Below are 17,277 nucleotides of genomic sequence, written 5' to 3'. Positions count from 1 at the left end.
TTAGCTCTCCTTGCCAGAATCGGTGACGGCTAGCCAGTGCTGCGGCTGTAGATAGCGATAGCAGCGGTTGTCCAACGGATCGATGCGCGTCAGGTGTAACCAGTGGTTGTCTACCAATTGCCGAACCTCGGCGTGGTTTGCCAATACTTGCTCGATCATCTCGGCGGGTGCCTCGATGACCACGGTCAAACGCACCGGCTCGTGGCGCAGGGTTTTGCCGTCATGTAGCGATTGCCAAGGCAAGCCGGTGCGCAAATCGCCGCCGTTGCCTTCGAGAATGCCGATGGTGCCGACCACGTTATGCAAAGCCTTGTTACCGCTGCCGAAGCGGCAGTTATCCACGGTCGAAGCGTAGTACTGCAGATTAATCCAGCTGGCCACCACCATTGGCGCGCTCATGATCAGACTCAAAATCGCAGTATCCGAGTCTTGCCGGTAATCGTAGTTGTGTAGAAATACCCGACCGTCGAATTCAAAGTGATACGTGCGTTGTCTGGGTGCGGCAATAAAAGCCATATTCCCCGCCAGACCCCATTCCGGACGAATCTGCGACCAATCGCGGCTGCGTTGAGTCACGGCTTTCATTAGCGCAGCGGCATCGTGGCGGGGTAATCCCAAACCCGGCGCGCGCTCCTGGCGAGTGAGTTGTGAAGCCTGATTCAGCCAGCGCTGTAATAGCAACAGGTCTTCGCCGAAGCAATGCGGGATTTGCTCAAGGTCGAACAGCCGCACCTCATCCGTGGTCGTATCGTGCAAACCGGCGACAAACCAGGTGTCTTTCGGGATAGTCAGTCCCTGCGCAGCCAAGCCGGCGCGGACCTCGCGATCATTCAACACCGCCGCCGCCACCCTGGCGTTGGCTTCGCCGCTGTGTCCTCCGCATGCGCCGCAATCCAGGCCGGCAGCGTAAGGATTGTTGACGGTGGTGCTGCCGTGGCCGCATAACAACACCAGCCGGGCAAAACCGCCTGTCAGGCTCATGCCCTGCAGCGCTTTGCGCGCCAGTTCGATGCGATCGCCAAGGGCGATACCGGTTTCGACTACTGACCCCTTGGCAATCAGACGGCCGCGCTGGCGGGTAATGACCGGGCCGATGCGGTGGACGATGGCTTTGTCCAGACCGGCGATACCCGGTTTCACTACCGGCCGGGTCAAACCCAGGCTGTCGCTTAGCAATTTGCCGGCGAAGCTCAGACCGGAAATTTCCACGTAAGAGAAACACGACACCGCGGAATTTTTAAAGCCCTTCCAAAGTCTATTCAAGCGCTTGCGCAGCCAGCGCTTTTCCAGGATGCCGCGCAGTTCGCCGACATCGGCATCGGTTACACTTTCCCGAATCCGGAATCTAGGCTTCAGCAAAACCGGACATTGCGGCTGACCATGATGGTGCCCAAGAGCGATGTATTCGATGGGGAAACCGAAGAAACCGGCAAAACCAAGGGTTTCGATAGTATGAGATTGCATTTCCAGAGCGCGCCGATAAATTTCGGAACGCACGTCGATACAAAACACTGCCTGCAGGTTTTTACGCTGGGCTTGCCAAGGGCCTGTTGAGGCCAGCGCCGACGCGAGTTTTTCGAACAAGGGGCGTTGCGTTGCCAATTCGTAGGCCGACTGCATAATATGCCGTACTTCAAGCGCTACGCCGGTATCGGTATCTGTCAACGGCGCGTCTTGCCAATGGCCTCGCCATGTCTCGACATCTTGCCGGCTTGCCACCGCCGAAATGAGCGCATAGTCATAGCTGAGCCGTATGGCCAGTAGTTGCCGCAAGGCATCCTGGTTTTTCTCGGGGCTGGTTTGCCAATGTTTGTAACACACCCAAGAACTCCAGCCGGCCACCGTTAGCAACTGCCGATGACAGGCATCATCGAGTCGGGCGCTGGGCAAACCCATTTCAGTGAGTATCTGCGTAATCGCCTCAATGGGCTCTTCAGGCAAGGCGTTTATCGTCTGACGAAACGCCGACAGGCCGGCTAATTCCGGCGTGCGATCAAAGGCCGCAGCGCGGCGCCAGGCCGCATACAGCGGCAGCCCCCGCCAGGGCATGCGCCATGCGGATTGTCCTTGATCGAAGTAGGCCGCGCACCATTTGGATATTTCCTCGGTAATCAATACCGACCACTGGCTACCACGCATGGCGTCCAGATGCTCCGCCAAGGTCTGCCAGCGCTTGCCGGTCAACCCGAAATCCTGGCCCGACGCTTCATGCAATAGGGACAGGCATTGTTCTAGCGACATACTGCTGCCGGCAAGTTGTAGTGCCTGCCTGACATCGGACTCTTCAATGCGGCCCGAACGATAGTGTTCGGCATAGAAACTCGCCGGCATCAGCATCTCGCCTTGACCCATCCGCGCGCTAAAGGTGCAAGCGTCGCCAAAAGACCGCTCGCTCAGGCCAAGAAAGGGGTTGACCGCCACGAATTGTTGCAACGGCCATACCGGAGCGATGCGGTCGCAGGCACGCTCTATGGCTGCCAGTATGCCTGGGGTCTGCCAGGTATCCCGGCTATCAGCGCGGACGCCTGTCTCGGTGCCGTCGAATGGGTGGGTGGTTTTAAATGACAATACGGCTGAGTTCATTGCGGCATTCCTCCAGAGTGACGATGGCTAAGACTGACGAGCTTGGACCCATACCGATGGATCATGCGGTTGGCCAGAGCACTGATGTAAAAGCCGTTGTAGATATGCACGTAGGCTGCTTGCCAAACCTGGGCAGCCGCCGGGCCGGGGTACTGAATCTGTAACATCAAAATCGTGAAAAAGCCCGCCAGTACGATGATCAGCAAAACACTATCGAACAGGCTGTCTATCGGCATCTGGTCAGCAATGTCTGCGCGCAGTAAATGCAAGAAGCCGGTTTGCAGGGCGAAATACAAAAGGCTAACCCCGGCGGCAATCAGCAGGGCTTTGCCGATTTGCGCTGGACCGGTTTGATGGGCCACGGCATTCCACAACAAGTAGGTCAAGGCCATTTGCAAGATGGCACCCAACATTACAATGCCCGGCTCTTCCCTAAATGTCAGATCGAACAAGCCGGCACTGCCAACGGTCAAGCCCAAGGCCGCGATGAACGCCAGCAACAGTTCGCCTGGATGGCGACTGTCGCGAATCGGCGGAGCCCAGGCCGCGCGAGCAATGTCCACCACGCTGCCGCTGGATAAAAAGGCGTGGGCCTTGTACAAGGCGTGGGCGACGATGTGCAGCATCGCCGAGGAAAATGCGCCGAGTCCACATTGCAGCATCATGAAACCCATCTGGCCGACGGTGGAAAAGGCCAGCGATTTTTTGATACTGGTTTGGGTCAGCATCACCAATGAACCAAAAAGCGCGGTAATGGTGCCGATGACTGCCAGCAAGTGCAGCGCTACTGGCGCCTGCACCAGTAAATGGCTCATGCGGATCACCAGAAATCCGCCGGCGTTGATGATGCCGGCGTGCATCAGCGCCGATACCGGTGTTGGGGTTTCCATCACCTCTGGCAGCCAACTGTGAAAAGGAAATTGCGCCGATTTGATGACAGCGCCAATCACCAGCGCGAAGGCTGCGGCGTTCAATAAGCCGGTGTCCGCAACCGGTTTGTCTGCAAGGGCGAACAATTCCTTGAATTCAAGCGTACCGAAGACTTGATACAGCCAAACCCCTGCCAAAATCAGCGCGCCATCGCCTAGGCGGCTGAAGATAAACTTCTTGCGCGCGGCGATACGAGCGCCCTGGCGTTCCGGATAAAACAATAACAATTTGTGCAAACACAGACTGGTGAGAATCCAGGCCAGCACAAAGAGTATGAAATGGCCGGCGATTACTAAGGTCATCACTGCCGCGATAGTCCAGGCGAGCCACTTGAAAAACCTGCCCTGGCTGGGATCGCCATCCAGGTAACGACGTGAATAGCGGATGACCACGGCCCCGATGAAAGCCACCAGCATCAGCATCATGGCCGAGAGTCTGTCGATGTATAAGCCGTTATCTGCGACACTAGCCGGCAATGAGGCCTGAGAAAATATGCCGATGCAGGAAAGCCCGGCTGTCAGTACCGCCACGATAGATAAAGCGCCGCACAGTTTGCCCATTTGCTGCGGGTGGCGCGTCGCCCAGGAGGAGGACGGAGTGCCCGGATAGAAACAACAGCAGCGGAGTTGAAACCGCTAAGTAGCTGATCAAGGATGTCATGGCAGTAACTCCTGTCTAGTTAATAATGCAGCGTTACTGTCAGGTTGTTCGATACCTAAGATTGCCCAGCGGATAGTGCGGTTCATGAGAATCTCCGATGTGTTGAGGGTAGGGTCATGCTAGCAATCGGCTATTAATTCATCCAATATATGTCTTTAATCTAAACGTTCTTTTTTATTAATGTATAAATGGCCTCGCTGAACTATCACCATCTGCGCTATTTCTGGATGATCGCCAACGAAAACAATCTGACGCGGGCGGCTGAGCGCTTGCATGTGTCGCAGTCGGCACTGAGTATTCAATTGCGTCAGCTCGAAGAGTCATTTGGGCAAAAGTTGTTCGAGCGTGAGGGCAAACGCCTGCAATTAACCGAAGCCGGGCGGATTGCCTTGGATTATGCCAACGCCATTTTTCGAGCTGGGGATGAATTGATCAGCTTGATGCATGGCCGTTCGGCGGGCGAACGGCAGTTATTGCGGATTGGTGCGGTGTCTACGCTGTCGCGTAATTTTCAACTGGAGTTGGTCCGCTCCTTGGTCCAGCGCAGCGATGTCGAACTGGTGTTGCATTCCGGCAGCCTGCGCGAATTACTGGCGCAAATGCACACCCATACCATCGATCTGGTGTTATCCAACCGGCCGGTACCACGCGATGCGCAAACCAATTGGCATTGCCATCTATTGGACGAACAGCCGGTCAGCCTGGTCGGTAAACCCTGCGTCGACAATCTGCCGTTTCAATTTCCGCAGGATCTGCATGGCAGACCACTGCTGTTACCGAGCATTGAAAGCGAAATCAGGGCCGCGTTCGACTTCTTGCTGGAACAAGCCGGCGTGAGGCCAATTGTGGTGGCCGAAGTCGATGACATGGCGATGCTGCGCTTGCTGGCGCGCGAATCGGGACATTTGACTCTGGTACCGCCGGTGGTTGTGCTGGATGAATTACGCCAAGGCCTGTTGGTGGAGCGCTACCGTATCGCGGATATTCGCGAGCGTTTTTATGCCATCACGCCGAGCCGGCGTTTCCCGAATGCTTTAGTCAAGGATTTACTGGCCAACGCATCTGAATGAAGGGTTTCGGAGGTTGATCAGGTTTCAACAACAAGCAGCAAGGCATGATGCAGAATGGACATGCGTGGTGAGGTTGCATGCCAATTTACCGAGGCACTGGCAATGCCTGAAGTGCTATAAGAAACCATTAAGCTACTAGCGGAATGTTTAGCCTTGGAACTAAGCGTAGTGATTGGGAAGGCATCGCCCCGTAAACACTTCTGCCATTGCATTGCTGACAATGTTTTCCGAATGTTGCAATCTTGTCGCATCACTGTCTCAAAACAATACATACAAACTGTGACACATCCCTGAAAGTCCTTGTGTTTCCAGGCTTGCGGGCGTGGTGTTCCATGGCATTGATATTGCTGCGGGTCAATTGAAAACCATTGGGATTTTCAAGAGGGCGTCAGGTGCGTGCCAAAGCCTGTCGCCGATTTTTTGGCAATGTCATTAAGGTGATGAGATGAGTGAAGTGATATGGGTCGGTTTGATTATGTTGATTGTGGCGGCCTGCGCATTCGCGCCCTTGGGTTGCATGCTGTCGGCTTATGCAAAGTCCGTTAAATCCAGCGGCGCTAGCAAAGCAGCGGGCGATGTCAGTGGTTCAGCGCCGGGACTGCCCGAGGATTCGGTCCTCAAGCGGCATTTTTTGACGCAATTGCAAAGCGAGATTGAGGCAACCTTGTTTCCGCGGCCAACCGATTCGATGCTGCAACGGCATTACGATGCCTTGGTGGCGGCCAAGCTGGAAAACCGTTTGCAGATTATTGGAAAGTAAGCCCTGGTTGTTAAGGTCGCCTTGATGTTCCTGAGGGTACTGAGCCTGTCGAAGGACGCACCAGCCTGGACTTCGACAAGCTCAGCCCAAACGGCATAGCCTTGATCAATAGGGCTTGATTGAGAATCAGGCCAGGCGCTGACCAAGCAGCGCCTATGTTGCCGATACCCGTCATACCAGCAGTTTTTCTAAAAGCCAATGCGTATTTTGCTGGCGTTCTACCCGTCCGATTAGCGAAAATAGACGGCAGATGTGTCGCCTAGTAGCGATTTTTCCGTCACTCAGACCAAGCCTGCATGCTAAACGCCGCCGATCTCGATACCTTGTTTTTGACCTTTCGCGTGGCCAGTCTGGCTACCTTACTCTTGCTATTATTGGGCACGCCGCTGGCCTGGAAGTTGGCGCGCAGCCGCTCGCGCTGGAAAGGCGTCATCAATAGCGTGGTGGCATTGCCGCTGGTATTGCCGCCGACGGTATTGGGTTTTTACTTATTGGTGTTGATGGGGCCGGCCGGGCTGGTGGGAAAATTTACCCAATCGCTGGGTATCGGCACTTTACCGTTCAGCTTTGGTGGTTTGGTGGTGGCGTCGGTGTTGTATTCGTTGCCGTTTGTGGTGCAGCCTTTGCAGAACGCCTTCGTGGCAATGGGCGATGCGCCATTGGAAGCCGCCGCAACTTTGGGAGCCGGACCGCTGGATCGGTTTTTCAGCGTGGCGCTGCCATTGGCGAAGCCGGGATTTTTAACTGCCGGGGTGCTGGGTTTTACCCATACCGTCGGCGAATTCGGCGTGGTATTGATGGTCGGCGGCAATATTCCCGACAAGACCCGCGTGGTATCCGTGCAAATTTACAATCATGTCGAAGCCTTGGAATACGGCCAGGCACATTGGCTGGCCGGCGGCTTGCTGATCTTTTCTTTCTTGGTGTTACTGCTGTTGTACAGCAGCCAACAAACCCAAACGCTGACGCAATCCTTGAAATGATTATGTCCCCAGTGCCCAGCATTCAGGCGCGCCTGCGCTTGGCGTATGACCAATTTGCTTTGGATGTCGATTTAAACCTGCCCGCCAGCGGCGTGACGGTGCTGTTCGGTCATTCCGGTTCCGGTAAGACCACCTTGTTGCGGTGCATCGCCGGCTTGGAACGGCCGACGCAGGGCTTTTTGAAAATCGGCGCAACGCTTTGGCAAGACAGTGAACACGATTTTTTTCTGCCCACCCATCGCCGTAATTTGGCCTATGTGTTTCAAGAAGCCAACCTGTTTCCGCATCTTTCGGTACGGGGTAATTTGGATTATGCCGTGCGGCGTTTGCGAACTAAAGATAGGCTGTTTTCCCTGGGGCAAGCGATTGAATTACTGGCGATAGGACCGTTGCTGGAGCGTTTGCCGGACCGCTTATCCGGCGGCGAACGGCAACGGGTAGCGATAGCCAGGGCCTTGGCCGCCAGTCCGGATGTGTTGTTGATGGATGAGCCGCTGGCCGCGCTGGATGAGCAACGCAAGCAGGACATCCTGCCTTACCTGACCGGCTTGCATCAGAATCTGCAAATCCCGATTCTGTACGTCACCCACTCCTTGCAAGAGGTCAATCAACTCGCAGACCATCTATTGGTGATGGCTGCCGGCAAAGCAGTAGCGTGCGGGCCGTTGGCAGAAACCTTGACTCGGCTGGACGGCCCCATGGCTTTGGACCGGCAAGCGGCCAGCGTTTGGCAGGGCAAGTTGATCAGCCACGAAGCCGAATATCATCTCAGCCATGCCGAATTCGCCGGCGGCAGCTTGAGTTTGCCGTATTTGGACATGCCGGTCGGTAGCCCGGTGAGAATCAGAATTTACGCCCGCGACGTCAGTATTACCCTGCAACCGCCGGAAGCCTCCAGCATCCTGAATATTCTGCCGGCCAGGGTGCTGGCGCTCAGCGAAATGGGGCAAGGCCAAACCGTCGTGCAACTGGCGGTCGGCGACGAGGTTTTATTGGCGCATATCACCCAAAAATCGGCGATGTTGTTAGATGTGCAGCCAGGTATGGCCGTCTACGTACAAATCAAGGGTACTTCCATAGTTCGGTAAGGATTACCACTCACTTTTACGGATCGGCTGCAAATTGCGCTGCCCGCTGCCTTAGCGCCGAGCCGATTACTTGTCGCTGGTGCGCAATTCCGCCGCATGAAATGTGATAGCCCTCAAAAAACGCAATGAATTTGTCGATGTTGGCGCGTTGCGGACGCCTTATCGGCATTTAGCGACTATCTTGATAAACGGTTTGCCGGAGAAGGTATCGCTGGATGGATAGCCGACGGCCCTCCTCGTCAAAATAGTTGTCACCTCAAAATAATAAAAAAAATGAAATCAACGATATGGCTGACTGGCCGGTATCAAACACAAGCGACGAATCGATTAAATCTGTTCCTGTTCGGTGTGGCGCTTAACATCAATATCTTCGGTAGCGCGGTAGCCGATAACGCGCCGGATATCGAAGCTTTTTCCATCAACGAACTGATGCAAATGGAAGTGTCCTCGGCGTCCAGAAAATCGCAGACCGTATCCGATACCGCGGCGGCGGCGTTCGTGATCAGTCAGGAAGACATTCGCCGTTCCGGTGCCACCAGTATTCCCGACGCACTGCGCCTGGCGCCCGGTCTTGAGGTAGCGCAAATCAACGCCAGTGTCTGGGCGGTGACCGCGCGTGGCTTCAATAGCCGTTATGCCAATAAATTGCTGGTACTGATGGACGGCCGCAGTGTTTATACGCCTTTATTTTCCGGGGTGTTCTGGGATTTGCAGGACACCCTGATGGAAGACATCGAGCGTATCGAGGTCATCCGCGGACCGGGCGCGGTGATGTGGGGCGCCAACGCGGTAAACGGGGTGATCAATATCATTACCAAGAAGGCCAAGGACACCCAAGGCAATTTGTTCGTGGCCGGTGGCGGCAATCAGGAGCGCGGCTTTGCCGGTTACCGGCACGGTGGCCGTATCGGCGACGACGGCAGTTACCGGGTGTACGCCAAAACCTTTGAACGCGATACTTTTGTTAATGCGGCCGGAGACAGGCTGCACGACGATTGGCGCTCGGTGCAGGGCGGTTTTCGTATCGATGACCGGATCTCCAACGACAGCCGTTACACGATACAAGGCGATGTTTACCGCAAGACCATAGGCAATACCGTCACGCCGCAAACGGTGCTGCCGCCGTTTAACCGCGAGTTCAGCTTCGACGACCATGCCGACGGCGCCAACCTGCTGGCGCGTTGGGAAGGTAATTTCAGCGACGGTTCTGAATTCATGCTGCAAGGCTATTATGACCGGGTCGCTTTCAGCGCCGCAGCGTTGTCCGACAGTCAAGATATGGTGGACATCGACTTTCAGCATCGCCTGCATCCCAATGCCGACCACGATTTGATGTGGGGCGCCAGTTACCGATTCATTCACAGTACCACGGTCAATACCTCGGCCATCGCCTTTACGCCCAACAGCTTGGGTTACCACAACGGCAGCGTGTTCGTGCAGGACGACATCACGTTGATCGACAACACCTTGCGCTTGACGTTGGGTACCAAGTTGGAAGAAAGCCATTTCGGTAACACCCAAGTGCAGCCCAACGCCCGCCTGATGTGGACGCCGGATCAGGTGCATTCGCTGTGGGCCTCGGTTTCCAGGGCGTCGCGCACGCCGGCGCGCGGCGAAGCGCAGGCCAATGTGGGACTGGGTGGCGTACCGACCGGTTTGCCGGCGCCTTTCGATCAGATTCAAGTTATCGCGCAGCCTGACCCCAAGCTGCGCGCCGAAAAAATCTTTGCCGCCGAAATCGGTTACCGCACCCAATGGACCGAAAAATTCTCCACCGACATTACCGCCTTCAGCAATCATTATTCCGACTTGGTGCTGTTCCGCCGCGGCGAGTTGGTGGGCCTGACCCAGTCTTTGATCTGGAGTAACGCCCAGCAAGATTTCACCACGCGCGGCATCGAGATTGCCAGCGAATGGCATGTGTTGGATTGGATGCGCTTCAGCGGCAATTACAGCCACCTGAAAATGGAAATCCCCCAGGACCCGCTCAATCCGGATATCGCCGGTCTGAGTCCTCGCCATCGCGGCTCTTTGCGCTGGCAGATGGATTTGCCGGAAAAAATCAAGTTGGACTTTACCCTCAGGCATGTCGGCCGCTTGCATTCCAACAGCCAGGCCGTACCGGCCTACACCACCTTCGACGCCAGACTGGCTTACGAACCCTATAACGGTGTGGAGTTTGCCGTTATCGCCCAAAACCTGTTCTCGCCCAGCCATCCCGAATATAAGGATTCATCCGCACTGTCCTTGCCGAGTAGCGCGGTGGAAGTCCCGCGCTCGATCTACGGCAAACTCAGCTGGCGCTTTTGATTTTTCAACCCGTAAAGAGTATCGACCATGCGTAAGCTCTGGAAAAAATTGCCCTGGATTATTGCCGGGATTGTGTTGATTGTCGGCCTGCTGAAGCCGCCTTTATTGCCTTGGCTGTTGTTAGTATTAACCGTGCTCGCGTGTTTGTTCCTGCCGCGCCGCGGGCTGATCGGCCCGGTCGAATTACCGGCCGACGATGCGTTTTTACCCAGTGAACAAGTGCAGTGGTGGTATTGGACCGGGCATTTGTTCACCGACGACGGCCGCCGCTTCGGCTTCGAAATCGTGTTTTTCTCGTTCGACAGTTTGGTGATTTTTCGCGATCAGCTGGTGCAAGCAGCGGTGACCGATGTGAATGGTCAACGTTTCTCGTTCGAAGAGTTCGTTGAATTCCATCTGCCCAAGCGCATTCCCAACGGCTTTAACCTGACTTCCGGCGCCGACAATAAAGTGACGGCGGTTGGCGGCGACGGCCATGACCGCTTGCACGCGCAAGTCGGCGACTATGTGCTGGATCTGGAGCTCAATGCCACTCAGCCGCCGGCATTACATTACGGCGGCGATCCGCATCCCTATCGTTTCGGCGGCTATACCTATTACTATTCTCGGCCGAAAATGGCGACCACCGGCACTATCAGTATCGGCGGCCAGACTTTTCAAGTCACCGGCAACAGCTGGTTCGACAGACAATACGGCGAACTCTATCAAGCCATTCTGCAAGGTTGGCAATGGTTTGCGATCGAACTCGATGACAACCGGCAAATCATGTTGTTCGACTTCAAGGGCAGCGACACGTCGGTCGAAAAATCCGGCTCGATTACCGATGCCCAAGGGCAAACCGTCACGCTGGCGGCACACGAATTTACGGTTACCGTGCTGGGCGAATGGGTCAGTCCGAATACCGGCTGTACCTATCCTTCCGGTTGGGAAGTCGAGGTGCGCGGCGAAAAATTTACCGTGCAGCCCTTGGTGCTGGACCAGGAATTACACGCGCAGCATACTTTTTGGGTGGGGCCCACATACTGGGAAGGTGCGTGTAGCGTAGCCGGTGCCGCCGCCGGAAATGCCTACGTAGAATTGAACGGTTTTTGCCGTTGCCCCGGCCGAGGCGGTTAAACTATTAAATCATTCGACATCAAGCATAGAAACGCAAGCCGGTCCCCGACAGGACTGCTGGGGTTTGCGTTTCTACTTTCACAAACTTGATTGCCGGCTTCCGCCAAACCACATCGTCGTAAAGCTACCCGGACGGTTCTTAACCAAAACCCGATGCAAAAAGGATCTCGCATACATTCCGAAATGGCCGGACAGAAACGTTTAGCTGACGCGATGGGCGTGATGCGGGGTATTGTCAAAAACTATCTGCGCCCGCGTTTTTTCGCGCCGCAATCCAGACGCTATCTGGCGCGCCAATGGGTTTTCGCCTGTCTTTGCCTAGTGGTGCCAGGCTGGCAGGTATTGCCGGCCGCCAGCCTGTCGGAGGCGCAGATCAAAGCCGCTTATCTCTACAATTTTGCCAAATTCGTGGAATGGCCCGCCGACGTATTGCCGCCTGGTGCGGACATTTTGTTGTGTGTGGTCGGCAATAGCGCGCTGGACAGCGAGTTGCAAGCCCTGGACGGGCGCAAGGCTGGCGAACGCATTTTGCGGTTTGTCCAACATAACAATACCGATCCCGACTTGACTACGTGCCATCTGTTGTTTCTCGGCAGCTCCGAGAAATCTCACTTTGTGGTGACCTTAAAAGCACTAGGCGATGCGCCGGTGCTGACCCTATCCGACATCGACGACTTTGCCGAAAAAGGCGGCGGTATCAGCTTGCTGTTTCGCGAAAACAAGGTGGTATTTGAAGTGAATCTGGAACCGATTCGTAACGCCCGGCTGCATTTGCCCGGCCAACTGTTGAATATTGCCGCCATTGTTTACGGGAGATAGTGTGATGCGCGTTTTGCCCAATTTTGCCGACTGGTCTCTGCGGCGCAAACTGGTGTCCATCATCATGTTCAGTTGTGCGGTATGCCTGTTCGTCAGTCTATCGGTGATGGTGGTTAGCTCGGTGGTGAGCCGCTATCGCAGCGTATTGCACGAATTGTCCAGTTTGGCGGACGTGTTGGCCGAAAACGGCCAAGCCGCGTTGGTGTTTGCCGATAAATCCGAAGCCAGCCGTTTGCTGGAGTCGTTGAAAGACCGGCCGGAGCTGTATGCGGCCTGGATGGTGTCTGTCGATGGCAGCGTACTCGCTTCATGGAGCCGGGGAACGGCGAATATTGATGTACCCAGTGACTTTCGCCGGCCGTTCCGTGAACTGCGCACCAACTTCTGGAGCCGGCGCGCCGAGCTATTCACGCCGGTGATCAAAAATACCGAGTTGGTCGGTTATGTGTTGTTGCAAGCCGATTTCACCGCGCAATGGAACGATCAACTGGTCGATTTAGGCAAGAGTTTGGGGGCGGCGGGGCTGGCGCTGATATTGGTTTATCTGTTGGCAATCCGCTTGCAGCGCATCATTTCCAGACCGATTGAGGAGTTGGCGACGGCCGCGCGGCTTATCGCCGAGGATAAAAATTACACTTTGCGGGTGGCGCAGCGCGACCGAGACGAGATTGGCGATTTGGTGCAGGCGTTTAATACCATGTTGGGCGAGATCCAATTGCGCGATGAAACCCTTACCGGGCATCGCGACCGCCTGGAAGCCGAAGTGGCGCAGCGTACCGAAGAATTATTGCAAGCCAAAGACGAAGCGGAAGCGGCCTCGCGTTCCAAAGGTATGTTCCTGGCAAATATGAGTCATGAAATCCGCACACCGATGAACGCGATCATCGGTTTGTCGGATTTGGCCTTGAACAGCGATCTGTCGCCCAAGCTGCGCGATTATCTGCGGAAAATTCACACCTCATCGCTGGCCTTGCTGGGGATTACCAACGACATTCTCGATTATTCCAAGGTCGAAGCCGGCCGCATGGAATTGCAGGCCGAAGCGTTTAGTTTGGAGGATGTGCTGGAGAATGTGCTGAATCTGTTCATCGTCCGCGCCGAGGAAAAAGGCTTGGAACTGGTGCTGGAACTGGATTCCGCTTTGCCGCCGCGCTTGATTGGCGATGCGTTGCGCTTGGGGCAGATATTGAACAATCTGGTGGGCAATGCCGTGAAATTTACCGAGGCCGGGGAAATTCATATCAAAGTTTCCCAGTTGGCAAAAACCCACGGCTACTCCACTTTGAGTTTTTCGGTACGTGATACCGGTATCGGCATGTCTGCGGAGCAGCTCGAGCATTTGTTTCATGCCTTTACCCAGGCCGACGGTTCGATTACCCGCCGCTTCGGCGGCACCGGGCTGGGATTGACCATCAGCAAGCGGTTGGTGGAAATGATGGGCGGTAATTTAGCCGTGCAGAGCCAGCTTGGCGAAGGCAGCCTATTCGAGTTTACGCTGCTGCTGCCGTTTCCGTCCGAGCAGAAAGCCCGACAAATTCCCGGCCATCTGCAAAGCATGCGGGTGTTGATCGTCGATGATTTGGACATTTCCCGGCAGATGTTGCGCGATATTTTGCTGGCCTGGGGCTTTCAGGTCGAGGAAGCGGCATCCGGCGCACAAGCCTTGGAAGCGCTGCGCGCGGCCAACGACGCTGATCGGGACTTCGAATTGGTGTTGCTGGATTGGAAAATGCCCGGTCTGGATGGTGTGCAGGTCACCAGGGAGATTCGGGAGATGGTGCGCCGCACCGAAATCCGCAACGCCCCGGTGGTGATTATGGTGACTGCTTTCAGTCGTGAGAAATTGTTAAGTGCGGCCGGCGATGCGGTACCCGATGATATTTTGGTCAAGCCGGTGATGCCATCCACCTTGCTGGAAGCCTTGACGCGCTTGCAGGGCGGCAATCCCGAGCAAGGCAATGAACAAAGCCGGCCGCTGTTGGCGGGTATGGCCGCTTCGATACGCGGGGCGCGCATTTTGTTGGTGGAGGATAACGAGGTCAACCAAATGGTAGCCAGAGAATATCTGGAAAGCTCCGGCTTGCGCGTCACCGTGGTTAACAACGGCCGGGAAGGGGTGGAGGCGGTCAGGAAAAATCGTTACGACGCGGTGCTGATGGACTTACAAATGCCGGAGATGAGCGGTATCGAAGCGACCCGGCTGATCCGCCAGGATGCGCGGTTTGCCGATTTGCCCATCATTGCCATGACGGCTGCGGTGCAGGAGCGTGAGCGCAACGATTGTTACGCTGCCGGCATGAACGATCATATAGGCAAGCCGGTGTTGCCGCAGACTTTGATGGCTGCCCTGTTGCGCTGGATAAAGCCGTCCGAACGCAGTGTGTCGGTCGAGCCGGTGCCGCCGAAACCGGAGTCTATAGTCTCCGGCCTATCCAGGGAGCTGCCTGGATTCGATATGGGGTATATTCGGATTATGATTGGCGAGGACAGCCATAAATTGCAACTTTTGTTCGAGTGCTTTCGAGATAAATTTGCCGATACCATGCAACGCCTCAGAGCGTTGCATGGCGCCGGAAAAACCGAGCAGGCGGTTGATTTACTGCACAATTTGAAGGGCGCAGCCGGCGTGCTTGGCGCTGTAGAACTGAGCCGGGCCGCGGCGAACTTGGAGGAAGCTTTGCATGTCGGTATGCCGTTTGACGCTAGCCTCCCCGCATGCGAGGCCAGTCTGACGGCCACCCTGAACACGATTGCCGATTTCACCGCTATGGGTGCCGTTGCCGAGCTACAGAATCAAGCCGCCGATTGGTCGGCGGCAGACGAGTTGGCCGGCCAGTTGCGCGACTTGTTGGAAGGTAGCGATTTTGTCCCCAATGATTTGATCGAGCAATTGAAGGCCGCGCTACCTTGTCCGGAAACCCGGCTACTGATAAAAAAAATAGAAAAACAGGTCGGCAATATCGACTACGGTCAGGCTAGAGTGACCTTGGCGGAGTTGCTGGCCTTGATAGCGTCACAGCGACAAAACAGAGGATAGTCATGACTGCCGAGATCTCCAAGCCCTTGATTTTGATCGTAGACGATACGCCGACCAACATTCAGGTGTTGGCTGAAAATTTGATCGACGAGTATCGCATCAAGGTGGCGGTCAGCGGCGAGGCGGCGCTGGAGGCCATCGACCGGCAAGGTCCGCCCGATTTGATCCTGTTGGATGTGATGATACCGGGCATGGACGGTTATGAAGTCTGCCGGCGTTTGAAAAGCGACCCGCAAACTGCGGCAATCCCGGTGATATTTGTGACGGCTATGAACGCGGCGACCAACGAAGAATACGGGCTGAATTTGGGGGCGATGGACTACATTACCAAGCCGTTTTATTTGCCGGTGGTTAAGGCGCGGATCCGCAATCATATCCGCCTGAAACGGATGACGGACATGTTGGAAGCGATGGCCTGGATGGATGGCCTCACCGGTATACCCAATCGCCGGCGCTTCGATCAGGTCTTGGAAAACGAATGGAAGCGCGCGCAGCGCAATCAGTTGCCCTTGGCTTTAGTGATGGTGGATGTCGATTATTTTAAAGCCTATAACGATTGCCACGGCCACGGCGCGGGCGACATTTGTCTGCGGCAGGTGGCCACCATATTGGCGGCTTCGGTGAGTCGCTCCGGCGATTTGGTGGCGCGTTACGGCGGGGAGGAGTTTGTGATGCTGATGCCGGAAACCGACATTGAAGGCGCGCAGCGCGTATCCGAATTGCTGTGCCGGCGTGTTGAAGCGCAGCACATTTCGCATACCCGCTCCAGCGTTTCGCCTTGGGTGACGATTAGCGCCGGTTTTGCGGTGGTGGTGCCGGCGCTGCAACAATTGCCGTCCGAATTACTGGACGAGGCTGATCGGCAGTTGTATTTGGCTAAAGAAAACGGTCGAAACGGCGCCCGCGGAAGCTATTCGACCGTTTAGCTCGGCCGCTTGTTCGCTGGCCGAGCTGCGGGATTTGTTTTAAGCGGCCACAGCCGAAGCTTGCACCGATTGCAGGAAATCCTGGCAGTCGGCGTTAATCAGTTCAAAGCCCATTTTCGCGCTAAAGCGTTTTTCCTTGTCGGTAGGGTTTTTTCTTAAAAACCAGCCTCTATGTTCGTCGGCGCCATAGGTGATGTCGCTCATCACCATCCGCTCGGAATCGCGATTGAGCGGCAAACCCAACAACAGGTATTTTTTGCCTTTGCGGTACTCCTTTAAAAAGTCCGGAATCGCGAAACCGCCCATCAGCTCGGTGATGTAATCCACATAGTCGGCATCGGAGGCGATGTAATTGGCTTCGGGTTTTGGCGTGCCCATCGGTTTAAACAAAATCGGCAGATTTCTATCGACTTGTTCCTGCGGAATCTCGAAATATTGGCTGCCGTCGTAATGATAAATTTTGAAGCGAAAGGCGGTAGCGACGATGCGGGCTACGCCGACAATCAAGGTGTGTTCTTCGTCGGCATAACTGTCTTGCAATTGGGTATCCCGATTAATGTCGATCACATATTTGGGCCGCCATTCTTTCAGCCAGTCGTGCATCGATGCGCGGGTGTATTGAATTTGTCCGTAGGTTTTGTCAAGAAACTGCGATACATAGTTGCGGCCGCGCTTCAGCTCCTGGTTCATCGCTGCGCGCGGAAACTCGTACATCAGTTTCGGCGCCATCGGTTTGCCGCCGTTCATCGCCAAAATCAGGCTGTCGCTGTCGGCGGGCATCGGCTCTTGCGTCAGTTTGCTTTTGGCGTCGAACACCGCTCCCGGCCCCAGATAGGGAATGACTTGGTTATCGTACAAACCGCTTAGAATTTCGGAAAATACCGTATTTGACATGGTTGGCCCCAACTAAATGAAAAGTAATGCTTAGCCGAAGCAAAATTCAATCCACTTTAGCAGGATGGGCCACCAAGCCCCGATGTGGCTGAGATGTGGCC

Annotated in this window: 12 protein-coding genes; 9 read left to right on the top strand and 3 right to left on the bottom strand. The window is 55.4% G+C overall.

Annotated elements, in window-relative coordinates; all coding sequences use genetic code 11:
* The gene (locus ACR02O_RS22340) at window positions 1-2,583 is read right to left on the bottom strand and encodes a YbcC family protein (protein WP_458138369.1); all 2,583 of its coding nucleotides are present in this window, start codon (window positions 2,581-2,583) and stop codon (window positions 1-3) included.
* Window positions 2,580-4,073, bottom strand: a complete 1,494-nt coding sequence (locus tag ACR02O_RS22335; RefSeq protein WP_494522412.1) for a proton-conducting transporter transmembrane domain-containing protein — start codon at window positions 4,071-4,073, stop codon at window positions 2,580-2,582. Before ACR02O_RS22335 ends, ACR02O_RS22340 begins: the two co-directional genes overlap by 4 nt.
* A gap of 288 nt (window positions 4,074-4,361) precedes the next feature.
* Between ACR02O_RS22335 and ACR02O_RS22330 the strand changes: the two genes are divergently transcribed.
* The 9 genes from ACR02O_RS22330 to ACR02O_RS22290 all read left to right on the top strand — a co-directional run bounded on the left by ACR02O_RS22330 (window position 4,362) and on the right by ACR02O_RS22290 (window position 16,282).
* Window positions 4,362-5,243, top strand: coding sequence for a LysR family transcriptional regulator (locus ACR02O_RS22330; RefSeq protein WP_445367044.1), 882 nt, complete (start codon window positions 4,362-4,364; stop codon window positions 5,241-5,243).
* 445 nt (window positions 5,244-5,688) lie between these two features.
* Complete coding sequence (locus ACR02O_RS22325) at window positions 5,689-6,003, top strand: hypothetical protein (protein WP_033156012.1); 315 nt, start codon at window positions 5,689-5,691, stop codon at window positions 6,001-6,003.
* Window positions 6,004-6,299: 296 nt separating this feature from the next.
* Window positions 6,300-6,986, top strand: coding sequence for a molybdate ABC transporter permease subunit (gene modB, locus ACR02O_RS22320; protein WP_458138366.1), 687 nt, complete (start codon window positions 6,300-6,302; stop codon window positions 6,984-6,986).
* Window positions 6,987-6,997: 11 nt separating this feature from the next.
* A complete protein-coding gene (gene modC / locus ACR02O_RS22315) occupies window positions 6,998-8,074 on the top strand; it encodes a molybdenum ABC transporter ATP-binding protein (RefSeq protein ID WP_458139195.1) in 1,077 nt (358 codons plus the stop codon).
* A gap of 273 nt (window positions 8,075-8,347) precedes the next feature.
* A complete protein-coding gene (locus ACR02O_RS22310) occupies window positions 8,348-10,384 on the top strand; it encodes a TonB-dependent receptor plug domain-containing protein (protein WP_494522411.1) in 2,037 nt (678 codons plus the stop codon).
* Window positions 10,385-10,411: 27 nt separating this feature from the next.
* A complete protein-coding gene (locus ACR02O_RS22305; RefSeq protein WP_494522410.1) occupies window positions 10,412-11,500 on the top strand; it encodes a lipocalin-like domain-containing protein in 1,089 nt (362 codons plus the stop codon).
* A 153-nt stretch (window positions 11,501-11,653) separates the two neighbouring features.
* Window positions 11,654-12,319: a YfiR family protein gene (locus ACR02O_RS22300; RefSeq protein ID WP_494522409.1), complete on the top strand. Its 666-nt coding sequence runs from the start codon at window positions 11,654-11,656 to the stop codon at window positions 12,317-12,319.
* 4 nt (window positions 12,320-12,323) lie between these two features.
* Window positions 12,324-15,356 carry a hybrid sensor histidine kinase/response regulator gene (locus ACR02O_RS22295; RefSeq protein WP_494522408.1) on the top strand — a complete coding sequence of 1,011 codons (3,033 nt, stop codon included), beginning with the start codon at window positions 12,324-12,326 and terminating at the stop codon, window positions 15,354-15,356.
* 2 nt (window positions 15,357-15,358) lie between these two features.
* Window positions 15,359-16,282, top strand: a complete 924-nt coding sequence (locus ACR02O_RS22290; protein ID WP_319960353.1) for a diguanylate cyclase domain-containing protein — start codon at window positions 15,359-15,361, stop codon at window positions 16,280-16,282.
* A gap of 39 nt (window positions 16,283-16,321) precedes the next feature.
* Here the strand turns inward: ACR02O_RS22290 and ACR02O_RS22285 are convergent, their stop codons facing one another.
* Window positions 16,322-17,176 (bottom strand): SIR2 family protein, encoded by an 855-nt coding sequence (locus tag ACR02O_RS22285; RefSeq protein WP_033156019.1) that lies wholly within the window; start codon window positions 17,174-17,176, stop codon window positions 16,322-16,324.
* Between the last annotated feature and the right edge of the window lie 101 nt (window positions 17,177-17,277).

The organism is Methylomonas sp. PHL2-19, assembly GCF_059331595.1.
This window is presented reverse-complemented; position numbering and strand designations above follow the sequence as displayed.

What these genes read in the sequence shown, in the direction of transcription:
- ACR02O_RS22325 (WP_033156012.1), top strand. Translation starts at nt 5,689, where the DNA reads ATGAGTGAAGTGATATGGGTCGGTTTGATTATGTTGATTGTGGCGGCC.
- modB (WP_458138366.1), top strand. Translation starts at nt 6,300, where the DNA reads ATGCTAAACGCCGCCGATCTCGATACCTTGTTTTTGACCTTTCGCGTG.
- ACR02O_RS22285 (WP_033156019.1), bottom strand. Translation starts at nt 17,176, where the DNA reads ATGTCAAATACGGTATTTTCCGAAATTCTAAGCGGTTTGTACGATAAC.
- ACR02O_RS22300 (WP_494522409.1), top strand. Translation starts at nt 11,654, where the DNA reads ATGCAAAAAGGATCTCGCATACATTCCGAAATGGCCGGACAGAAACGT.
- ACR02O_RS22295 (WP_494522408.1), top strand. Translation starts at nt 12,324, where the DNA reads ATGCGCGTTTTGCCCAATTTTGCCGACTGGTCTCTGCGGCGCAAACTG.
- ACR02O_RS22340 (WP_458138369.1), bottom strand. Translation starts at nt 2,583, where the DNA reads ATGAACTCAGCCGTATTGTCATTTAAAACCACCCACCCATTCGACGGC.
- ACR02O_RS22330 (WP_445367044.1), top strand. Translation starts at nt 4,362, where the DNA reads ATGGCCTCGCTGAACTATCACCATCTGCGCTATTTCTGGATGATCGCC.
- ACR02O_RS22290 (WP_319960353.1), top strand. Translation starts at nt 15,359, where the DNA reads ATGACTGCCGAGATCTCCAAGCCCTTGATTTTGATCGTAGACGATACG.
- ACR02O_RS22335 (WP_494522412.1), bottom strand. Translation starts at nt 4,073, where the DNA reads ATGGGCAAACTGTGCGGCGCTTTATCTATCGTGGCGGTACTGACAGCC.
- ACR02O_RS22305 (WP_494522410.1), top strand. Translation starts at nt 10,412, where the DNA reads ATGCGTAAGCTCTGGAAAAAATTGCCCTGGATTATTGCCGGGATTGTG.
- ACR02O_RS22310 (WP_494522411.1), top strand. Translation starts at nt 8,348, where the DNA reads ATGAAATCAACGATATGGCTGACTGGCCGGTATCAAACACAAGCGACG.